Consider the following 20,845-nt stretch of genomic DNA (forward strand, 5'->3'; position numbering starts at 1 on the left):
AATGCAGTTTCGACGCTCTGTAGGGATAGGTGTGCTGGTGGGTGGGCTGTTGCTCACCGGTCTGGTCTTGGGTGTGCTCGTCTGGCTTCATCCTGAGTCGTTGGGTATTGCCTCCGGCAGTGTCTGGCAAACGCTCTGGCTGTCGGTGATATCGGCCACGACCTTCATCGTGGTGATCTTCCTCGGTGGCTATCAGTTGCTGGGGGGCAGAAGGGGCATTCAATTATCGAGGGCTTGTTGCGGGTGATGTTGGCCAGCCAGCGCAGGCGCCTCCTGAAAAATCCTTCGAGCCGCAGGTGGAACGAACCATCGCGGCGATCAAAGCAGACCTGCGCGAACAACATGGCCTGCTTTGGCGGTTCAAGGTTCGCGTGTTACTGGTCGTCGGCGAGCCCGATCAGATCAACGCCATCGCCCCCGACCTGGCCGGGCATTATTGGCTGGAAGGCCACGACACCCTCCTGCTCTGGGGCGGCAGTACGCAAACCGCTACCAGCGACACGGTGCTGAACCTGTGCCGATGGCTAATCCGCTGGCGTCCGCTGGACGGTGTGGTCTGGGCGCTCAGCAAACAGCAAAGCACCGACGCCGCGGCGATGGATACGGGTGTACGTCACCTGCAAAAACTGGCGCGCAAGCTGCGCTGGCAGTTGCCGCTGCACCTGTGGCAGGTCTGCGACAGTCGATGGTTGCAGGACAAACGCGAGACCCAACCGGTCGGTTGTCTGCTGCCATCACCCGCGACGGCGCCGGATCTGGAAACCGCTTTGGACAGCCTGATCGATCCCGTGCGCCGCACGGGCTGGTCGCAGATGCGCGACTCCATGAGCCATGACTTTTTAGTGCGCCTGTCCCGCGATTTGCAGGTCGAGGGCATTGCCCGTTGGCGTCAGGCGCTGTCGCCATTGTTCCGCATATTTGCCAGGGGCGTGCCATTGCGCGGCTTGTGGTTCAGTCTGCCGTTGTCGGGCGCCAATCCACACGCGAAGAACCTTTGGCACGCCACCCCACCCTGGGGAGGTGTACTCGGCGACAAGGCAGTTCAGCATCGTCGGCTGGGCTGGGGCGCTATGCGCATTGGTTATTCACTGGCACTGGGTCTGACGCTGATTTGGGGCGCCGGGATGTTGCTGTCCTTCGCCACCAACCGTGCAGACATCGCCCAGATTCAGACGGCAATGAATGCGATGCAACAGGCGCAATCAGCCGACGAGCAACTGCTGGCCTTCAACGAGGTCACACGGGAAGTGAGCCGGGCCGCCTACCGCGCCGAACACGGCACACCGTGGTATCAGCGCTTCGGCCTGAACCGCAACGATCAACTACTTGCAACGCTGTGGCCGCACTACATCGAGGCCAACAACCGTCTGATGCGCGACCCGGCCGCGGCCACCTTGCAACAGCAGCTCAACGCCCTGCTCAAGCTGCCCCAGACAGCCCGGAACGCCTCAAACGCGCCCCAGCAGCCTACGCCCAACTCAAAGCCTATCTAATGATGGCCCGCCCGGAAAAAGCCGACGCGACCTTCCTCGCCCAAACTCTCCGCGAGGCGCAACCGCTACGCGCCGGTACCTCGCCGGACCTCTGGCAATTGCTGTCGCCGACCCTGTGGCAGTTCTACGCCGAGCAATTGTCAGCGCACCCAGACTGGCGCATCGAAACCGACAAACGCCTGGTCGCCCAAGTTCGCCAGGTGCTGCTCGGCCAACTGGGCCAACGCAACGCCCAAGCCAGCCTCTACCAAAAAGTCCTCGACGACGCCGCCAATCATTACCCGGCCTTGAGCCTGCAACAGATGGTCGGCGAAACCGACGTCCAGGCGCTGTTTTCCAGCAAAAAAAGTGTCCCCGGCGTGTACACGCGCCAGGCTTGGGAAGGCCACGTACGCCAGGCCATCGACGCCATCGCCGAGGCGCGCCGTGAAGAAATCGACTGGGTGCTCAGCGATAACCAGACCCAGATCGCCGCCGAGCTGACCCCGGACCAACTCCGAAACCAGCTTACCGAACGTTATTTTCAGGACTACGCCAACGCCTGGCTGGATTTCCTCAACAGCCTGCGCTGGCAACCGGTCGACAGTCTCGGCGAGGTGATCGATCAACTGGCGCTGATGAGCGATGTGCGCCAGTCGCCGCTGATCGCGCTGATGAACACGCTGGCCTTTCAGGGACAGGCCGGCATGCGCGGACAAGCGCTCGGCGATTCACTGGTCAAGTCCGCGCAGAAACTGATCGGACAGGACAACGTGCCGATGATCGAGCAGCAAACGCCAAGCCATCCACTCGACGCCAGCTTCGGCCCTTTGCTGGCGCTGTTGGGCAAGGAAAATGCAGAAGGCAAAGACGAGCGCCTGAGCCTGCACGCCTTCCTCAACCGCGTCACCCGAGTCCGCCTGAAACTGCAGCAAGTCAGCAACGCCCCCAACCCGCAAGCCATGACCCAGGCCCTGGCGCAGAGCGTATTCCAGGGCCAAAACGTCGACCTCACCGACACCCAGTCCTACGGCAGCCTGGTTGCCGCCAGCCTCGGCGCGGAGTGGGACGGCGTTGGCCAGACCCTGTTCGTGCAGCCATTGGAACAGGCCTGGCAGCGCGTGCTGCAACCCTCGGCCGCCGGCCTCAACGCGCAGTGGCAACGCGCAATCGTCAACGACTGGCACGGCGCCTTCGCCGGCCGTTACCCGTTCGTGGTGACCGACAGCGACGCCTCGTTGCCATTGCTCGGGCAGATGATCCGCGCCGATTCCGGGCGCATCGAACAGTTCCTGCAGCAACAACTGGGCGGCGTGCTGCGCAAGGAAGGCAGTCGCTGGGTGGCCGATTCCCGCATAGCCAGGGCCTGCGTTTCAACCCGCAGTTCCTCACTGCGATCAACCAGCTCAGCCATCTGGCCGACGTGCTCTACACCGACGGCGGCATGGGCATCAGTTTCGAACTGCAGGGCAAAGCCGTGCGCGACGTGGTGGAAACGGTCTTCGTGCTCAACGGCCAGAAGCATCACTACTTCAACCAGAAAGAAAGCTGGCAACGCTTCAGCTGGCCCGGTTTCAGCAGCCATCCGGGCACCAGCCTGACCTGGACCAGCGTGCGTGCCGGCGATCGTCTGTTCGGCGATTTCCAGGGCACCTGGGGCCTGATCCGCCTGCTGGAAAAAGCCCGGGTCACGCCGTTGACCGACAGTGGCAGCCACTACCGCGTACAGGTCAAGGCACCGGATGGACTGGAGCTGACGTGGAACCTGCGCACCGAACTGGGAGCGGGACCTTTGGCGTTACTTAAGCTGCGGGACTTTAAATTACCGACGCAGATTTTCATGACAGACAAGGGTGCGGCGGTAGCGCAAAACGGGAGTTCCCAATGACCCTACGCACCCTGATTGCCCGCTGCCTCGGCGAACGCGATGCCCTGTCCCTCGCCGCTGAGCAGTCAGAACACTGGCAAGCCTGGTTACACCCCATCAGCGACGAATCCCCTGTAGGCGAAGACCCCGGCTACGACGACGATTTCCAGCGCATGCGCGAGGAGGTCAACAAGCTCTCGGGTGCGGATGTCGATCAAGTGGCGCAACTCGCGGAAAAACTGCTCACCCAGCGCTGCAAGGATCTGCGCGTCGCTACCTATTACTTGTGGGCGCGCTTGCACAAAGCGGGGGAGGCGGGGTTGGCCGACGGCCTGAGTCTGCTTGCCGCGCTGGTGGAGCGCTTCGCCGACGGCGTACTGCCTGCCAGGCCCAACAGCCGCAAGCTGGCGCTGGAATGGCTGAACAGCGGCAAAGTGCTGGACTGCCTGACCCTGTATCCGGAAGTGGTGAAAGACGAAGCGGAGCGCACGGTCGCGGCGCTGGCCTGGCTGGAGCGTGGGCTGGAGGCGTGGCCGGAAGATCAACGTCCGGCGCTGGGTCCGTTGTACGGCGCATTGTCTGCGCGGCTGGCGCAATCGGGCGGGGTCGATGCGGTGGTTCCGCAGAACAGTGCCAGTCAAGAAACCACTGCGCAGTCGGCGGCCATCAAATCCGGCCGTGACCTTCTGGACAGTGGCCGCGCGCTTGCCGGATATCTGCGCGAGCAGCCTCAGGGCTGGCTGGCGGCGCACCGTTTGATGAAGAGTCTGCGCTGGGACACCGTGCATCAAACGCCCCCTCAGGATGCGACCGGGATGACGCGCCTGACTCCGCCACGTAGCGATTATCGGGCGCAACTCAAACGCCTTTACATGCAGCAGAGCTGGAGCGAACTGCTCGATCTGGTGGAGCGGATTTACGCCGAAGGTGTGAACCATTTCTGGCTCGACCTGCAGTGGTACACCTGTCAGGCGCTGAGCAAACAACCTGCGCCTCAGGATAGCTGGGCTGACATCGCCAAACGGGATCTGGGCATGTTTCTGGAACGATTGCCGGGTCTGGAAACCCTGTGCTGGAACGACGGCACTCCTTTCGCCGATGAGACCACACGCGAGTGGATCACCCAGCATGTCAGCGGCAATCGCCCAGAGCAGTGGCTACCAGCACCGACCGCGGTACCAGCCAGTGCGGATGCCGACATCTTGTCGCTGGAGGCTGAGGCACTGGCACAGGCCGACAGCGATGGCGTCGAGCAAGCGATGACCTGGCTGGCGGCGCGCCCCGGCATTCACACCGGACGACAACGCTGGTTACTGCACCTGCTGATGGCGCGGGTGGCCGAGCAATGTGGCAAGAGCGATCTGGCCTTGCATCTGCTGGGCGAACTGGATGCCACGGCTGAGCGTCAGGTGCTGGCGCAGTGGGAGCCGCAGCTGGGTTTCGAAGTTAAGGCACGCCTGCTCAAACTGTTGCGCTTGAAAGCTCAGCGCAACGACGCCGACAAAATCACCCTGGGCCGAAGGATGGACGCGCTGCTGGCGGCGCTGGTGGCCATTGATCCGGTACGCGCCGCAGTGCTTTGCGGTTAAGCCTCATTTATCAGGATTTTTATTATGAGAAAGGACAATCTGATACTGCATTACTTCGATGCCGAAATGCGCTACCTGCGTGAGGCCGGCCAGGAGTTCGCAGAAGCTTTTCCGGACCGCGCGACGCAACTGAACCTGGACAAGCCGGGCGCAGCGGATCCGTATGTGGAGCGCCTGTTCGAAGGCTTTGCCTTCCTCATGGGGCGTTTACGCGAAAAGCTCGACGATGATCTGCCCGAGCTGACCGAAGGTTTGGTCAGTCTGTTGTGGCCGCATTACCTGCGCACCATTCCATCGTTGGCCATTGTCGAGCTGGCGCCGGAGGTGGCGAGCATGAAGCGCAGCAAGCTGATCGCCACAGGCTTTGAAGTGCTATCGCAGCCCATCGGTCCGAAACGCACCCAATGCCGATACACCATCACCCAGGACCTGACACTACGGCCGATTACACTGGATTGCGTGCAACTGGCTCACGAGCCAGACGGGCGTTCAGTGCTGCGACTGCGCTTCGCCCGTGGCGCGATGTCTGAATGGAGCGAGATCGATCTGAGTCGCCTGCCGCTGTACCTCAATGCCGACGCGCCGCTGGCCAGTGCATTGCATCAGGCACTGACCCTCAACGCTGAAACTTTGTATGTGCGTACGTCGGGCAATTCGGAACGTCATCCGTTGGAGGGGTATTTCTCGCCCAAGGGGTTCGCCGATGAGGATCAATTGTGGCCCAAGGGCGACAGCGCCTTCAGCGGTTATCAATTGCTGCTCGAGTATTTCACCTTCCGCGAGAAGTTCATGTTCGTGACCCTGTGCGGGCTCGAACAATTGACCATTACGCCGGGCGCAGAGTGGTTCGAACTGGACGTGGTGCTGCGCGAATCATGGCCACAGGCATTCAACCTAAGCACCGCGCACATTCGCCTGCATGCGGTGCCGGTGATCAATCTGTTCACGCTGGAGTCCGACCCGCTGACACTGCAACCGTTGCAGACGGACTACTTGCTTCGCCCCAAGCGTTTGCAGGACGGTCACACCGAAATTTATTCGGTGGATCAGGTTTGCGCGTCGAAGAATGGCGAGCGCCAGGACTATGTGCCGTTCAGCAGTTTCCGCCACAAGGGCGGCATGTTGCGCGACGAAGCCCCGGAGCGTTATTTCCATACCCGCCTGAAACAGGGCGCCAATGGCCTGCACGACACTTGGCTGATCCTCGGCGGCGAAGGCTTTGACGAAGATCTGGCGGGTAACAACAAAAGCCTGTCGCTGCAACTGACCGCCACCAACGGTCAGCTCCCGCGCAAGGCATTGCAAAGCACGCTGCTCGACACGGTGGTGGAGACCTCGAAGACCGGCTTGCGGGTGCGCAACCTGTGTGCGCCCACGATGCCCTGCTACCCACCCAACCGCGACCGTTTCCATTGGCGAGTCCTCAGCCACCTGGGCTCCAATTTCCTGCCGATGCTCGACAACGCCGAAGTGCTGCGCGGCACGCTGGCGCTGTACGACTGGACGGGCAGCGAGCTGAACCGCCGGCGTCTGGCGGCGATCGTCGAGGTCAAGCATCACCTGATACAGCGCTTCGAAAAAGGCTTTCTGCTGCGCGGTGTGGATATCGAAGTCACCCTTGATGCCAACGGTTTTTCCGGCGAAGGCGACATCAGCCTGTTTGGCGAAATGCTCAATCGTTTCTTCGGGTTGTACGCCGACATCCACCTGTTCAACCAGCTCACGCTGATCCTTCAACCTTCTGGAAAGTGCCTGCGATGGAACGAGAACCACAGTCAGCGTATTCCCGGCTGAAAGCCACTGGATTGCTCCAGACACTGGAAGGTCGGGTGGCCGAGGCCAATCTGTACCGCTTCTGCCAGTTGCTGGAACAGGCCATGCCCGATCACCCGCCACTGGGCAGCACCACGCATCCGGCGGATGACCCGGTACGTTTTCGCCCCGACCCCGGCATGGGATTCCCCGCAGGCGAGCTTCGGGCAATCGAAACCGATGACCACCATCCGCAGCGACCGGCCACGGTGCGTATACGCCTGCTGGGTTTGTATGGCGTCGATTCGCCATTGCCGACGGCTTTTCTGGACGATATCGCCCAGCGTCGTGAAGGGCATGAAGCGCTGGAGGCGTTCCTCGATATTTTCAACCACCGGATCTTTACCCAGTTCTATCGGATATGGCGCAAGTACTCGTACCCGGCCACCTTCGAATCTGGGGGGAGCGATGCGACTTCGCAATGCCTGCTAGGCCTGATCGGCCTGGGGATTCCAGGCACTGCCGAGCGGATCGCCACACCGGTTTCGCGCTTTCTGGCGCTGCTCAGCGTGATGCGCCTGCCCACGCGCAACGCCGAAGGCATCATCGCGCTGGTGATGCTGCTCGCACCCAATACCCGGGTGAAAGTGACCCCACACTTGCCGCAGAAAATTGCCTTGGCGCGGCCAGCCAGCCTGTCCGCGCATCATCCGGCGGGCCTGTCCCAGGGCACGCCCATTGGCCCCACCGGGTACGACGCCAACAGCCAATTGCATCTGGAGCTGTTTACCGAGGATCAGCAAGAGGCCCGAGGCTGGTTGCCGGGTGGCCGGTTGTACAGCGATCTCCTGGTGTTGCTTCAGGTGTACCTGGGCTGGCGCTGCACCGCAAAACTGCGGCTGTCGCTGCCCGTGCGCAGCCTGCCGCGACCGATCCTGGGAGGGGAGCCGGTGTTACTGGGCATGACCGGTGTGCTGGGTTTGGGTGGCGATACCTTGCAGGTAGCGGAACACGCCACGATCACGATCAACCTGGGCCGCTACCAAGGCCTGAAATGCAATCCCGACGACAAGGAAATACAGTATGTCGCGTACCGTTTCTAACCTACTGATGATCACTGCACTCGGTGCGCTGCTGGCCGGCTGCGGGTTGACCCAATCGGTCACAGAGTCCACCGCATCCACCGCTCACGGGATTTTCTACAAGCAAGTGAAAACCCTGCACCTGGATCTCAGCTCCAGAGTCGCGATGAACAACGATGAATCGAACATGAATGGGTTGTCGGTGCCAACGCTGGTGCGTGTGTACCAATTGCGAAATGACAACGCATTGGAGAAGGCCAGCTACGAGGGCTTGGTAAGTGATGACGACAACCTGCTGCGCAGCGATCTGCTGGACAGGCGCGCGGTGGTGGTCAAGCCGGGTGAAGGTGCGCAATTGAGCGTGCCGATGGACAAAGACGCGCGATTCGTCACGGTGGTCGCGCTGTTTCGCCAGCCCGACACCAGGCTCGATACCTGGCGCTTGACGCTGACCCGCGATGACCTGAACCCGGACCGGGCGCGGGTTATCGAGTTGGGGGACAACCGATTGACCTTGCGCCCGTTGGCCAAGGAGTAGCGGATGACCGACTTGAATCCCTCACTGTACGAAATGCTCTTGCAGAACTTCGACGGCGATCTGGACCTGCATCACGTCAGCGAAGAGGACCAGTACACGCTCTCGGTGCTGGACAATGTGCAACGCATCCTCAACAGCCGCGCCGGAGCACTTGCTCATCTGCCGGACTACGGTCTCACGGATATGAGCCAGATCCTGCAAGGGTTGCCCGCAACGGCCCACGCATTGATGAAGACCATTGAAGGCACGCTGCTCAGGTACGAGCCACGACTGGCGGCAATCAGCGTCGAAATGCTGCCACAGGTACTGCCGGGTCATTTGGAGTACACGTTGCAGGTGCAACTCGATAACGGCAAACAAGTGGATTTCGGCACGACCATCGCACCCGAGGGCAAAGTCCTGGTGCGCCACCTGAAACGGCAGAATTGGCTGTCGCAATCGAATCTGTAACGGAAGGGAAGCGCGATGACGGCGTTATTTGAAATGCGAGTTCGGGTGGGCGGTGATCCTCGGGGCTTCAGTGAGTTTTTGGCGTTGCACTAGGCGCTGGCCAAGCTGAGTCACCCGGCCTGTCCAGATGTGGACTGGGCGATGGTCGAGCAGTTGTGCCTGGCGTTGTTCCAGAAGAACGGGGCAGATTGGCGCAGGGAGTGGCGCTGATAGAGGCGCTTTGCTGCGAATGGCCGAACCTGTGGCCAGCCCCGCCAGCGGCACGCCTGGATATTCTGGGTTGGCTATTTGCCCAACTGCAGTCATTGCTGCGCGGCCTGTATGTGGACGTCAGGAGTCTGCCAGCGCTCGCGCATCTGGACGCTGAGCTGCTGCGTATGCAGTTGCGACTGGAGCACTCCCTGCAAATCTCGCTGGCGCCATTACAAGCGTTGCATGAGCAGATCGAAAGCCTGAACCACCGTTTGCAGCGAAACAGTGCTCCGGGCGGCGCGATGCAATTGCTGCCCAGAGAAATCGGGCCGGCACCCTTGATGCCTATCATGATTTGGCCGACCCGCCCCATGCTGCAAATCAAACCGACCAGACGGCGCACCGCCCAGTGGGTGTGTGCCGCGGCGGCGACCCTCGTACTGGTCTGTGGCGGCTGGTGGATCTTGACGGGTTCGGACGACCAGAGCAGGCAACGCTTTACAGACCTTTTTCAACAGCAGCAGCCGATTCCCGTACCGGTGCGTCTGGATAGCCTGGCGCTGTTCGACGCCGGCAGCAGCGAACTCAAACCCGATTCGACCAAGGTCCTGATCAGCGCACTCATCGACATCAAGGCCCAGCCAGGCTGGCTGATCGTCATCAGCGGGCACTCGGATGACCGGGGCAATCCTGAACAAAACCGCCAGCTGTCCCACGCCCGCGCTTCGGCCGTGCGTGGCTGGATGCAGCGCATGGGCGACATCCCCGACAGTTGTTTTGCGGTGCAAGGGGTTGCCGCCAGCCAGCCAATCGCCAGCAACGACACGGAATCCGGGCGCGCGGTCAACCGTCGAGTCGATATCAGTCTGGTGCCACAAGCGGGAGCATGCGGGCAATCGGTAGTCGGTTCCGCATGAGGCTTGGAGGAGCGCGCTGATAGGCACCATTCATTTGATCGATACCCATCATTAAAAAACGCAAGTTCTGTTTTTCTGTCATCAGAGGAGGATAGGGTCATTCCGATCTCGCCATTGAAGGAACCTGCGCGATGAGAATTTCGACTCTGCTGGCCGTTGTCGCCGTGTTGACCGGCAGCCTTGCCGCTACCATACCGGCCCTTGCAGCCGATCCATCCTGCCATTTCGCGCCGATTGCCGACAGCGCCACCAGCCTGCTACACGCACGGACGGTGGCGGTGCTCTACAGCGAAAATACCCTCAACACCCAGCAATACCTCGAGAGCTACCACGCCGTGGCGGTTAAAGGTGCGCAGAATCCACAGATGGATTCGCGCATCAGCAAGGCGTTCGTCGACAGCTCCGATCCGCAGCGGGCGATCAATTGGCTGATGGGGTCGTTGCAGAAGGAATTCGCTTCGGTGACCGTCTACGACAACCTCGATGCGGCGGTGCAGGCCCATCCGGATGTGGTGGTGATGCTCGATACCTACAGCCGTCTGGTGTCCAAGCGCAACAGTCAGGTTGAAGCGCGGTTCCTGGCCAAGTTTTACGACGCCAACCTGCAATACATCGGTCAGGCCGAAGGCTCGCGGGCACAGCAGATGCCGTCGGTGTGGGTGCATGGCAAAGCTGCGCCGCAGATTGCTGCGCAGATCGATCAGCAGACTGCGTTGCAGGTCAATGCGTTGAAGCAGTTCGATGCATCGTTGAAGGCGCTGGTGACGACTGGCAATGCGGATCATGTCGCGAGCAATTGAGGGTGTAAAAGCCCTTTGTAGCATGTGGCGAAGGCAGCCTGGCAGGCGACCTGAATGTCATTGACCGCGTACATATCCATTCCTGCGGTAACGGCTGCTTAGGGTTTCGCCCTTACGGCGAGTCACTTGGAAAAACGGAACGCCGCCCGGCCCCAAGTAACCAAGCGCTCTTGCCCCTTTCGTTCGGTGCCTCGCTGTGGCTCGGCATGCCCTCGCTCCGGTCCTGCTCCGTGGGCCCGCCCGGCATCCTTGCCGGGTTACCCACTGCGCAGAACCTGCGCTCGGCCTCTCGATGGGGCAAGAAGATCAAAAGCCATAGCAACGCGAGGCGGCCGGATAGCCGACCTGATTTCGCGGATGTACTCGTCCCACTGTAGGAGCGATGCTTGCTCGCGAAAAACGTCCAGACAACGCGATCATTCAGACAGGGCGCGTTATCGTTGACGTCCATCGCGAGCAGGCTCGCTCCTACAGGGGGGCGGGGCACCAGCCAGCGCCAGGTCGGCTGTCAGGCCGCCTCGGTTTTTGTTTTTGATCCTGGCGCCCCGTTAAACCACGATGGCCGAACGCAGGTATTGCTCCGTGGGTAAACCGGCAGGACGCCGGTTTAGCCGCGCTGGGCCATGGATGGCCCATCGCGGCGACCCACGGAGCAATGCCGGAGTGAGGGCATGCCGAGCCACAGCGAGGCACCGAGTGGTGGGGCAAGAGCCTTTTGGTTACTTTGGGGCTTTTCCAAAGTGACCCGCCGTCAGGGCGGAACCAACAGTGGCCGTTACCGCGGGAATGGATATGTACTCGGTCAACAACATTCAAGGTCGGCAATGAGGCCGTCATCGCGAGCAGGCTCGCTCCCACAAGGGATTGGGGATATCAGAAGATTCAGGTCGGCTGTCAGGCCGCCTTCGCCAGCAAGCCGGCTCCTACAGGTGGATCGCGCATATCCTACGATCATCCGCCACGTCGCCACACCCTGATGTAATCGATACTGAAGGTCGATGGCAGGTCGGCATCGTCGACTACGCCGAACCAGTCCCACATGGCCTCACTGTCAAAAACGATTTGCATCGGAAAATGCCAATAGCTGTTCTTCGCTTCCCGCACCAAAACGCCATCGACATACCAGCGCAAGGTGTCGGGCTGCCAGTCAAAACCATACACATGAAAGTCACTCGCCAGGCGCCATGGGCTGGTCCAACTGGCGCCCTCAGCGATGTGTTCGGTGTTGCCGGGCCGCGCCCACACGTGGGCGTTCATGTTGTACAGGCGATCGAATTTGGCGTCTTTGGTTTTGCCGCCAATCTCGAAAATGTCGATTTCGGTGGCGTTGTCGGTCAGTCCGGTCCATGCCAGCCAGAAGGCACTGGAACCGGCTGAATTCATCGGTCTGGCCCGCGCCTCGTAGTAGCCGTATTCGCCGCGCTCGATGGTGCGGACCATGGCGGCGGTGTAGTCCTTGTAGCCCAGGCGGACGTATTTGTCCGGGATGGTTTCCTTGCGGAAGATGATGTTCAGATGGCCGTTGCTGACGTTGGCATTATTGGGGGTGAACAGGGCCGGTTTTCGCCCCAGCGAATCGGTGCCCGTGGCGTCGTTGACATGCCAGCGCTTGGGATCGAGGGCGGTACCGTTGAATTCATCGGTGAAACGCGTGTCCAGCCGCCATCGGCCGGCATTGGCCTGATCGGACAGTGGCAGGTTGTCGTTGGTCTGTTTCGGCACAGGGCCCAGCGGGCCGATGCGGGTCCAGGCAGTGTCTTTTACAGGGGCGGCGACCGACCATTTTTTCGTCAGGTACGCAATGGCCGCCTGACGGTCGGTCTGGGTGGTCAGCGGTCGGTCATACACCAGCACTTCGGCGATATCACCGCGCAGTATCTCCGAGGTGCCCACCACGTTGCGCCCCACGGCGTAAGGGCCTATTGGCACGTCGCTGGTTTCCAGAAAGGCAAGGGCGGGTTCATAGGCACTGGTCTGCTGGACGCTGATGCCGAAATTCGGCGCCACGTTATCGTTGTCGGCCATTTGCGGGCGCGAGCTGAATAGCCGCTGCCAGGCCTTGCCACCAGCCTGTTCCGGCATTCGACGCGACACGATCAACACGGTCACCGAACCTTTTGCCCTGCGCAGTGCCTTGCCGCTGAATGCCGCCGTGCCATTCAAACGCACAACCGCGTGACCATTGAGGGCGTTGGCTACAAGCTCCGGAAGCTTGGCGGGGGCGGCATTGTCTGCACTTACATCGTTGGAATGACCGGATTTATCGTGCCAGCGCTGCACCCGGTGTTGTGCATTCAGACTGATGCTCGATGAGTCGGCAGCGTCGAGCCACAGTATCAGACCGTCGACGGGGGGCTTGGCAGACGCAGCTATCGCGGAACAAGCGCTCATTGTCAAAAACACCATCAGCCAACATTCCCTGATCACGGGCTTCTCCTTTACTTCATCGCCACCGCCGGCAATCGTTCAATGTGGGAACGGTACCCATCGGGGTTGCACGACTGCCAGCGCCACGTGTCGATGATCATCTGCTCCAGATTACGTTGTGCACACCATCCCAGGTCGCGCCCGGCTTTGCTCGGGTCGGCCCAGCATTGGGCGATGTCACCGATCCGGCGCGGCGCGAAATGAAAGGGGATGCTGATGCCGGTCACGTCTTCGAAACTGTGGATGATCTGCAGCACGCTGTAGCCCGTGCCGGTTCCAAGGTTCCAGATGTTGATGCCGTGGGTGTTTAGCAACATCTGCAGGGCCTTGAGGTGGCCCTCGGCAACGTCGACCACATGGATGTAATCACGCACGCAGGTGCCGTCGACGGTGGGGTAGTCATTGCCGAACACCGTGAGTTCGGGGAGCCGGCCAATCGCGACTTGGGTCAGGCAAGGCAGCAGGTTGTTTGGGCGCCCGTGGGGGTCTTCGCCAATCAGTCCGCTTTCGTGGGCGCCGATCGGATTGAAGTAACGCAACAATGCGATGCTCCAGCGCGGATCGGACAACGCCAGGTCGGCGAGCAATTCTTCGATCATCAGTTTGCTGCGGCCGTAAGGGTTGACCGGTTTTCCGGTGGCCAGGTCCTCGGCAATCGGAAAATGTGCAGGTTCGCCATACACGGTGGCCGATGAACTGAACACCAGTCTGAATACACCATGACGGACCATCGCCTGGCACAGATCGAGCGTGCCGGTCACGTTGTTGGCGTAATACTCCAGCGGCTTGCGCACGCTTTCGGCGACGGATTTGAGGCTGGAGAAATGCACCACGGCATCAATGTCGTAGTGGTCAAAAATTTCATCGAGCAAGGTGGTGTTGCGGACATCACCCTCAATGAAATCGACTTGGGCATGGGTCAGTTGCTCCAGACGCGCAATTGACTCTCGACAGCTATTGCACAGGTTATCGAGTACCACCACGCGGTGGCCGGCATTGATGAGTGTGAGGGCGGTATGGGAGCCAATGTAACCGGCCCCGCCAGTGATCAGCGTGGTTTTGCGCATGATAAGGCTTCCTGCACAGTGTGAATTCGGCGGCGCGAGCGGCGTCAGCGAGTGGTGAACACGGACTTGAATTCTTGCGGCCAGCGCGGATGCATCAGGCTGTAGGCCAGCGCATAGCTCAGCGTGCCGATGCCGATACTGCAGGCCAGATGCAGATAGCCCTGCACACAATCGGGAGCCAACCACAACACGGCGGCGGCCATTACCAGCGAGGCGATCACGCTGCGGTAACTGGATTCGAAAAACGCTCGCCAGCCAAAGCCGATGGCCGTGTTCAGCCCGCGAATCTGCAGTGGTGTCACCAGGATCATTCGGACCAGCAATGCCAGGGCCGCGGCCATGCCGCCGAATAGAGGCCCCAGGCCGTAAACCAGCGCCAACGCCAGCAAGGTCGTGCCCACTTCCGCCTTGAGGGTGAGGCGGGTGCGGTTGACCGCCACCAGTGCGGTGGTGGCATACATGGCGGTGTTGCCGATGGCTGCAGTGCAGGCCAGCACTTGCAGCATCGGGATTGAGTCGGCCCACTTGGCGCCGAAAATCAGCAGGATGATGTCGCTGGCGGTGACCGCGATACCGATAAAGATCGGCGTGAGCAGGAAGCCGCTGACCGCCGTCGTATCGCAAATGAAGCTGATCAACCGCGACGGCTCGGCACTGCGGCGGGCGAATGCCGGTAGCGCGTAACTCATGAGGCCGTTGTAGAACGCCGTGCGTGGCAAATCGATGATGCGCATGGCCATGTTGAACATGCCCACGGCCTGGGCGCCAGCGGTGATGCCCAGCACTACGGTGACGCCACGCTGAAGCGTTTGCGAACTCAAGGTATTGATGGCTACTGGCAGGCCTACCGTCAACAGTTCACGCAGGCACGCACCATCAATGTGGAAGCTGATTCGCCGTCGATCGCCGAGCATCAACACGATGATCGATACCAGCTCCATGACCAATGCCTGGGCAATCACCGCCCACGCACCCAACCCCCGAGGGCGACGGCAATGCCCGCGACACCACCGAATACCTTGCCCAATAGCGTGCGCGAAGCGAGCATCCTGAAATTACTGGTGCGCCGCATCTGCACCACATAGACACGCGCCATCATGGTGAAGAGGATTTTCACCGAGGCCACCGCCGTCATCCATCGCAGTGCGTTAGACGTCAGGCACAGCCACGCCACGCAGGTGATCATCAGGATGGACACCAGGCTCGCTAGCACCGCAACCCAGAAAGCCGTGGAAATATGTCGATCGTCCAGATGTTCCTGACGTACCAATGGATCTTCAAGTATCGACGAATAAAGAATGCCGATCACCTCGACGATGGCGATGATTACCGTGCCCACGCCTAGCTCTTCCGGGGACAGCAGCCTGGCATAAACGACAAAGGTGATCATCGACAGGAAGATCAGGCCGAATTTCTCGGTGAAAATCCAGGTCAATGTGACGAGGCGTTGGTTGGCCATAGGCGGAGCCCGGTAAAGCGTTTGATGAACGGCAATAGGCTCAGGAAGCCTTGCGCAGCGTTTTTATTTGCGCGTAGAGATAGCGCAGGGTCGGTTTACCCCTAGAGAAAATCAGCGTTTGCCAGGAATGACCGAGCATGTACCTGAAGACCTTGATTACCTGCGCATGCTCACCGCTGCGGGAAAAGGCATTGAGAAATTCGACATGGTTGGCCAACACAAAGTGAACCCGCTGCTGGCGGGTCATTGTCGCGCCGTAGCGCTCAAGGTACAGCTCGATGAATTTGATCTTGTACGGGTAGTATTTCTGCGGCTGGGCGGTGATGTTGCCGCTGTCGACCCCGCGCCGGTGCAGAATCTCGGGCACGGTGTGGATTTCCCAGTGCTCGGCGATTCGCGTCCATAACAAACGGTCTTCGGCGAAGCGCAGGGTTTGATCGAAACCGCCCAAGGCGGTCACGACCTCACGCACGACCAGCACGCCGGAGGTACCGTTGATCACGTTCTCGCGCATGAAATCGGCAAAGTGATTACCGCACTTGCGGCGTTCTTCCAATTGCCGTTTGCCGTCGCTGAATACGCTCAACTGGTAGCAATCGATCATGCCGACCGAATGACCCTGGCGAGTCAGTTGGTCATACAGTGCCAGCTGCTTTTGCAGTTTTTGCGGATGCCATTGGTCATCGGCGTCGAGGAAGGCAATGAAAGTTTCCTGGGCAGCAAAGATGCCCTTGTTCCGCGCACACGCCGGCCCCTGGTTGGTCTGCTGCAATAGCGTCAAGGGGTAAGACGCGGCGTAGTCCCTGACGCGTTGCGGGCCGTCATCGCTGGAGCCGTCGTCAATCACGATCACATGGTCGGGCTGCCGGGTTTGCTGGCTCAGTGACGCCAGTGTCTTTTCTATGGTGGCAGCGGCGTTGTACATCGGGATGACCACACACACCGAACCCGATGACGGGGGAATGTCATTCAACATGGGTTTTGCTCCTGGGGCACGACCTTGGCGGACGCGCCGGTGAACACCTTGCGGTTCGTCATGGCGTGGGTCATTGCGGCCGGTACCCGAGCGGTTGTTCTGGCGTGATGGTGCCGGAAGGACAGGGCCAGGGTGCAGAACACAAGAAATTCGGCGGAGCGGTAATTGGGAATCACATAGGCCACGTAATTGGTGACGATGAACAGGGCAATGATCACCAGGGCGCTGGCGCGAGACTGCGCCGACCGATCCGCCATTACGGCGCGATACTGTTTGATCAATGCCTCGCCCAGCATCAGGCCCAGCACCGTGAGTTGCACCACCCCGCCGTTGAGCAGGGTTTCCATATAGCCGCTGTGAGCGTTGCCGATGTAACCCCAGCGGGTGATGAACGCGTCGGCATCGGCGCTGTTCCAGAAGGCTCCGAAACCATAGCCCCTGAGCCACTCGGCGTCGATAAACGGTGCAAGCAGCTCCCAGATCTGTATGCGATCGGTGAGCGAGGGGTCACGTCCGACCATTTCCAGCAGCAGCGTGTAATTGCCGTATAAAAACAGACACGTCAGCAAATAGAGGAGCGTCGTCGCGAAAAACGCAATCGTCGAGCGGTTGATGCGCAAGCGAATCATGGTGAGGAAATACCAGTAACTCAGCGCGCCTGCACAAATGAGCACCAGCCCCGTGGCGGACTGGGCGAGTCCGATCGCGACCAATGAACAACACGCGCTGAAGATGGCCCACGGATTGCGTCGGCGGATCATCGGCAGCAACAACACAATGGCGATGGCGTTGATCCGCGCTCCGGCATTTTTTTCCGGAAAAATTCCCTTGAAGGCACCGTCGCGAATGCCCCCGGAAATGAACGCGATGTCCGGCAGAATCAGCGCGCAGATCAACCCGATCAGGGCGGCGGCACCGATGGTACAGCCGAGCATGAAGCTGATTTTTTCGAGGCTGTAGTTGTAGGCGACGAAACCTGCGAAAAACACCACGCTGATCAAGGCAACAAAGCGTTTGAAACTGAGCATAGGCTCGTAGGACCAACTGATCGACGCGGCCACGCACACCAGGAACAGCAGTAAGAAGGCGTTATTGCGGTAAAAGCTTTTGCTGAGGAACACCTTGTGGCGAAGGAAGAAAAATAGCGGTACCAACAGGGTGATCAGGCCACAGACCTGATTGATGAGATTACCTTCCAGGTCTCGCTGCGCGTCATCCAGGCTCGATACGCTACCCAGGCCGCTAAAAAAACTGATCACTTGCAGATAGAACAGCACCCCGAACAGCGTGAACGCGTCGCGCAGCGTGGTGTACCTCACCAATAGAGTGTTCATGACACGGGACTCCCGAGCAGCGCAGTGAGGTAAGTCTTTACCGCACGTGCGTTCATGAAGCGGGCGGCGGCATCGATTCGCATCTGGCGCTGCAAATCACGTGGCGCGGTCAATTGGCCGCTGATCGCCTGCGCCAGTGCACTGGCGTCCTCTACGGCCACTAAAGGCGCGACGGCGCCGTCGTCCAAAATGTCCTGCGGGCCATACGGGCAGCGGGTCGCAACCACAGGTGTACCCGTGGCCAGGGCTTCGACCAGCGCATTAGGGCTGCCTTCGAAACGCGACGAGAGAACAAAGCAATCAGCCGCCGCGACTTGCGCCATGGGATCGCGGGTGTATCCCGGCAGATCCACTCGATCGGCAACGCCCAGCGCACGTGCCTGCTCAAGCAAGGGAGCCCTGAGAATGCCTTCACCAAAAATGATCAATCGAGCACGGCGGTCCGGTAGTTGGGCGAAGGCGTCGATCAAGGTGTCGAAGCCTTTTTGCCACGCCAGGCGACCCACAGCGACAATCACCGGCGTGGTTTTTTCCTGCAGCCAGGGGTGATCGGGACGCTCGAGTAGTTTTTCGCGAAAGTCATTGTCGAGCACCGGGTTGTCGGCAATGGTCACGTCGCGCTGGCGGGCCAGGGTGGTGTCGACCAGATCCTGGGCCACCCCCTGCGACACACAGATCACGGGATTGGGGATGAGCCGGTAAAGCAGCGGCGCCACCAGGTAGGCCGCTCGCACCCGCCGCGACGGGTTGACGTGTTTGTCGTAGGAAAATGCGTTGCGCTCGCTGACATGCAAGTGTGCCAGGGTTCCGGACAGCGCGGCGGCGGCGATCGCCACCACGTTGACATGGGTAAGGGCGGCCAGTTGTGCATCGAAACGATGGCCGCGAAGAAAGCGTGCCAATGCCGGCACGGCATTCGCGCTGCGTCCGCTGTGCAGTTCGACCTGACGGACGCGGGGATCGAGGTGCGCGGCGTTGATGCCGCCACCGGTGAGCATCAACAGGGTCACCTCATTGCCGGCATCTACCAGGGCGCCAGCCAGGCGCGCCATCATTTTCTCGGCGCCACCGGCACTCAGGTCTTGCAGAATGATCAGCAGCTTCTTCATTGATTCCACACCTGGTAGTACGCCTCGGCGGCTTGCTGGCTGGTGTACTGCCGCACCGCCTCTGCCGCCATTTGCCCGCTCAGTCCGCCCTGACCGTCGACGCTCAGACTGCGCAGCATGCCTTCGGCCAGCGCCGGTACGTCGTTGACTTTTACCAGGCGTCCCAGGCGTCCGTTTTCCAGCAACTCCCGAGGTCCGCTATCGCAATCACAGGCCAGCACCGGAGTGCCCAGTGCCAGCGCTTCAATCAGCACGGTCGGCAAGCCTTCGTGGAAAGAGCTCAGAATCAGCAAGCGTGCCTGGCGGATCAATGGGTACGGGTTGAGCAGATAACCGGTGAAATGCACACGGTTCGAAATGCCCAGGCGCTGTGCTTGAGCAATCAGCGCTTCACGTTGCGGGCCGTCACCGGCAATCACCAGGTAAGGCAACTGCTCTGAGCGGGTCAACGCCATGGCGTAGGCGTCGATTAACAGGTGAAAGCCCTTGGGCTCCACCAGGCGGCCCACGCCCAGCCAGAATCGAGCGGGCAAGTCGCCGGGCAAGGGCGCCTGCGCGGCGCCGAGCATTTGTTCCGTGACCACGGCATTGGGGCAATAACGGATGCGCTGGTGACCCCACGGCATCCAGTCCTGGAGCGACTGGCGCAGGCCTTTGGAGACGGCGACGACCTTGCCATTGCCACACAGATACAACGCATAGAGCAGGCGCAGGCTGGTGGGCCCCGTTTTCTGCTCATCGCAGTCGAGTGCCGCGTGGCGGGCATAAATGACCTTGCACGGGCTGATCAAGGTCGCAAACCAGGTGCACAGATTGGCTTGTTCCTTGGCGGCGATGAGGTGGGTCACGCCCTCACGGTGGATGATTCGGCGTAGCAGGACGATGGACTTGAGCAAGCCGATGAGGCCATTGCCGCCACCTTTGAAAGTGGCCCCGCTCGGGTGGTCCGGCGTGTCGCCGTTCATGACGAAGAAATCGACCTGCCGGCCTTCCTCAAGAAATTGCCCTGCCAGGCGCTGCTGGACACTTTCGACACCTCCGCCGGGCTGGAAGTCTTTGAGAATGAAGAGGATATGCATGGGCATCTCCGGCAGTGGCGCAATGAGGTTTATGGCGACTTTGTGCCGAGCGATCTGTGTCCAGAGCTGCAGGAAGTTGCTTGGGTAGTCGAGCAGGTAGCGTTTGATCGTGTGTGGCTCGCGATACATGCGGTAGAACGCGCGCAGGTGAAGGCGATTGATCCACTCGGGGTAGTAATGGCCAGAGGCTGTGGCCTCTTGGCGAATGAACCCGCCGCAGGTGAATGCCACGCCGCTGAATCCTTCCTGCATAACCTCTTCGACGAACTGCTCCTGCAACCCTGCACCCAGGCCGATGATCAGGATGTCTGTTGTGCCGGCACAGATGTCTTCGCGAATGCATCTGGCCTGTGACGCATCGAAGTAACCGTTGTGACAACCGGCGATTTTCAACCTCGGGTAGCGAGTCCTGATCTTGAGCAGGAAAAGATCCAGTTCCACTTGCCGGGCCCCCACGATGAACACCCGTTTACCCTGCTGTTGGGCGTGGCTCAGAACCGGGTCGGCGATGGAGGTGAAATCGAAGCTGACCCGCTCGATGTGCCGTCCGGTAATGGCCGACATGAAGGCCGACATCAGCATGCCGTCGCAAAAAAAGGCGATGTTGTTGCTGTCATGGCAGTCGAACAGGCTGCCAATGGACGCAAAGTTGATGAAAGAAAATGCTTTGCCGCTGTCGAGCAAGTCCGAAGTGAATCGCGCGACTAATTCAAGCTTGATCATTTGCCTGACTCC

Annotated in this window: 14 protein-coding genes and 2 pseudogenes; 8 read left to right on the forward strand and 8 right to left on the reverse strand. The window is 60.4% G+C overall.

The window, feature by feature from the left end; translation table 11 throughout:
• Position 1 precedes the first annotated feature (1 nt).
• The 8 genes and pseudogenes from CES87_RS24950 (at position 2) to CES87_RS24985 (ending at position 10,659) form a co-directional block, all read left to right on the forward strand.
• A pseudogene (locus CES87_RS24950) lies at positions 2–3,360 on the forward strand (ImcF-related family protein).
• A complete protein-coding gene (gene tssA, locus CES87_RS24955; protein ID WP_128608205.1) occupies positions 3,357–4,928 on the forward strand; it encodes a type VI secretion system protein TssA in 1,572 nt (523 codons plus the stop codon). Before CES87_RS24950 ends, tssA begins: the two are co-directional and overlap by 4 nt.
• 24 nt (positions 4,929–4,952) lie before the next feature.
• Entirely contained in the window at positions 4,953–6,722 is a 1,770-nt protein-coding gene (gene tssF, locus CES87_RS24960) for a type VI secretion system baseplate subunit TssF (protein ID WP_128608206.1), read from the forward strand.
• Positions 6,686–7,783, forward strand: coding sequence for a type VI secretion system baseplate subunit TssG (tssG, locus tag CES87_RS24965; RefSeq protein WP_128608207.1), 1,098 nt, complete (start codon positions 6,686–6,688; stop codon positions 7,781–7,783). The genes tssF and tssG overlap by 37 nt, the downstream gene beginning before the upstream one ends.
• Complete coding sequence (gene tssJ / locus CES87_RS24970) at positions 7,764–8,300, forward strand: type VI secretion system lipoprotein TssJ (protein ID WP_128608208.1); 537 nt, start codon at positions 7,764–7,766, stop codon at positions 8,298–8,300. Before tssG ends, tssJ begins: the two co-directional genes overlap by 20 nt.
• 3 nt (positions 8,301–8,303) lie before the next feature.
• Complete coding sequence (gene tssE / locus CES87_RS24975; RefSeq protein WP_128608209.1) at positions 8,304–8,750, forward strand: type VI secretion system baseplate subunit TssE; 447 nt, start codon at positions 8,304–8,306, stop codon at positions 8,748–8,750.
• A 200-nt stretch (positions 8,751–8,950) separates the two neighbouring features.
• Complete coding sequence (locus tag CES87_RS24980) at positions 8,951–9,859, forward strand: OmpA family protein (protein WP_322784200.1); 909 nt, start codon at positions 8,951–8,953, stop codon at positions 9,857–9,859.
• Between the two features lie 131 nt (positions 9,860–9,990).
• Positions 9,991–10,659, forward strand: coding sequence for an ATPase (locus CES87_RS24985; RefSeq protein WP_128608210.1), 669 nt, complete (start codon positions 9,991–9,993; stop codon positions 10,657–10,659).
• Between the two features lie 951 nt (positions 10,660–11,610).
• Here CES87_RS24985 and CES87_RS25000 read toward each other — a convergent pair.
• From CES87_RS25000 to CES87_RS33615, 8 genes and pseudogenes are all read right to left on the reverse strand, one after another.
• Positions 11,611–13,050, reverse strand: a complete 1,440-nt coding sequence (locus CES87_RS25000; protein WP_256591077.1) for a family 16 glycosylhydrolase — start codon at positions 13,048–13,050, stop codon at positions 11,611–11,613.
• Between the two features lie 47 nt (positions 13,051–13,097).
• Positions 13,098–14,153, reverse strand: a complete 1,056-nt coding sequence (gene galE, locus CES87_RS25005; protein WP_128608212.1) for a UDP-glucose 4-epimerase GalE — start codon at positions 14,151–14,153, stop codon at positions 13,098–13,100.
• Between the two features lie 44 nt (positions 14,154–14,197).
• On the reverse strand, positions 14,198–14,659 hold the full coding sequence (locus CES87_RS34550) for a polysaccharide biosynthesis C-terminal domain-containing protein (RefSeq protein WP_371858265.1): 462 nt from the start codon (positions 14,657–14,659) through the stop codon (positions 14,198–14,200).
• Between the two features lie 60 nt (positions 14,660–14,719).
• Positions 14,720–15,612: pseudogene (locus CES87_RS34555) on the reverse strand (oligosaccharide flippase family protein); the annotation flags it as partial.
• A 40-nt stretch (positions 15,613–15,652) separates the two neighbouring features.
• Complete coding sequence (locus CES87_RS25015) at positions 15,653–16,588, reverse strand: glycosyltransferase family 2 protein (protein WP_128608213.1); 936 nt, start codon at positions 16,586–16,588, stop codon at positions 15,653–15,655.
• On the reverse strand, positions 16,582–17,922 hold the full coding sequence (locus tag CES87_RS25020) for an O-antigen ligase (protein WP_128608214.1): 1,341 nt from the start codon (positions 17,920–17,922) through the stop codon (positions 16,582–16,584). Before CES87_RS25020 ends, CES87_RS25015 begins: the two co-directional genes overlap by 7 nt.
• Entirely contained in the window at positions 17,919–19,031 is a 1,113-nt protein-coding gene (locus CES87_RS25025) for a glycosyltransferase (RefSeq protein ID WP_128608215.1), read from the reverse strand. The genes CES87_RS25020 and CES87_RS25025 overlap by 4 nt, the downstream gene beginning before the upstream one ends.
• Positions 19,028–20,833, reverse strand: coding sequence for a glycosyltransferase (locus tag CES87_RS33615; RefSeq protein WP_256591080.1), 1,806 nt, complete (start codon positions 20,831–20,833; stop codon positions 19,028–19,030). Before CES87_RS33615 ends, CES87_RS25025 begins: the two co-directional genes overlap by 4 nt.
• Positions 20,834–20,845 lie beyond the last annotated feature (12 nt).

Origin of the sequence: Pseudomonas sp. ERMR1:02, from assembly GCF_002277815.1 — a bacterium.
Taxonomy (GTDB): Bacteria; Pseudomonadota; Gammaproteobacteria; order Pseudomonadales; family Pseudomonadaceae; genus Aquipseudomonas.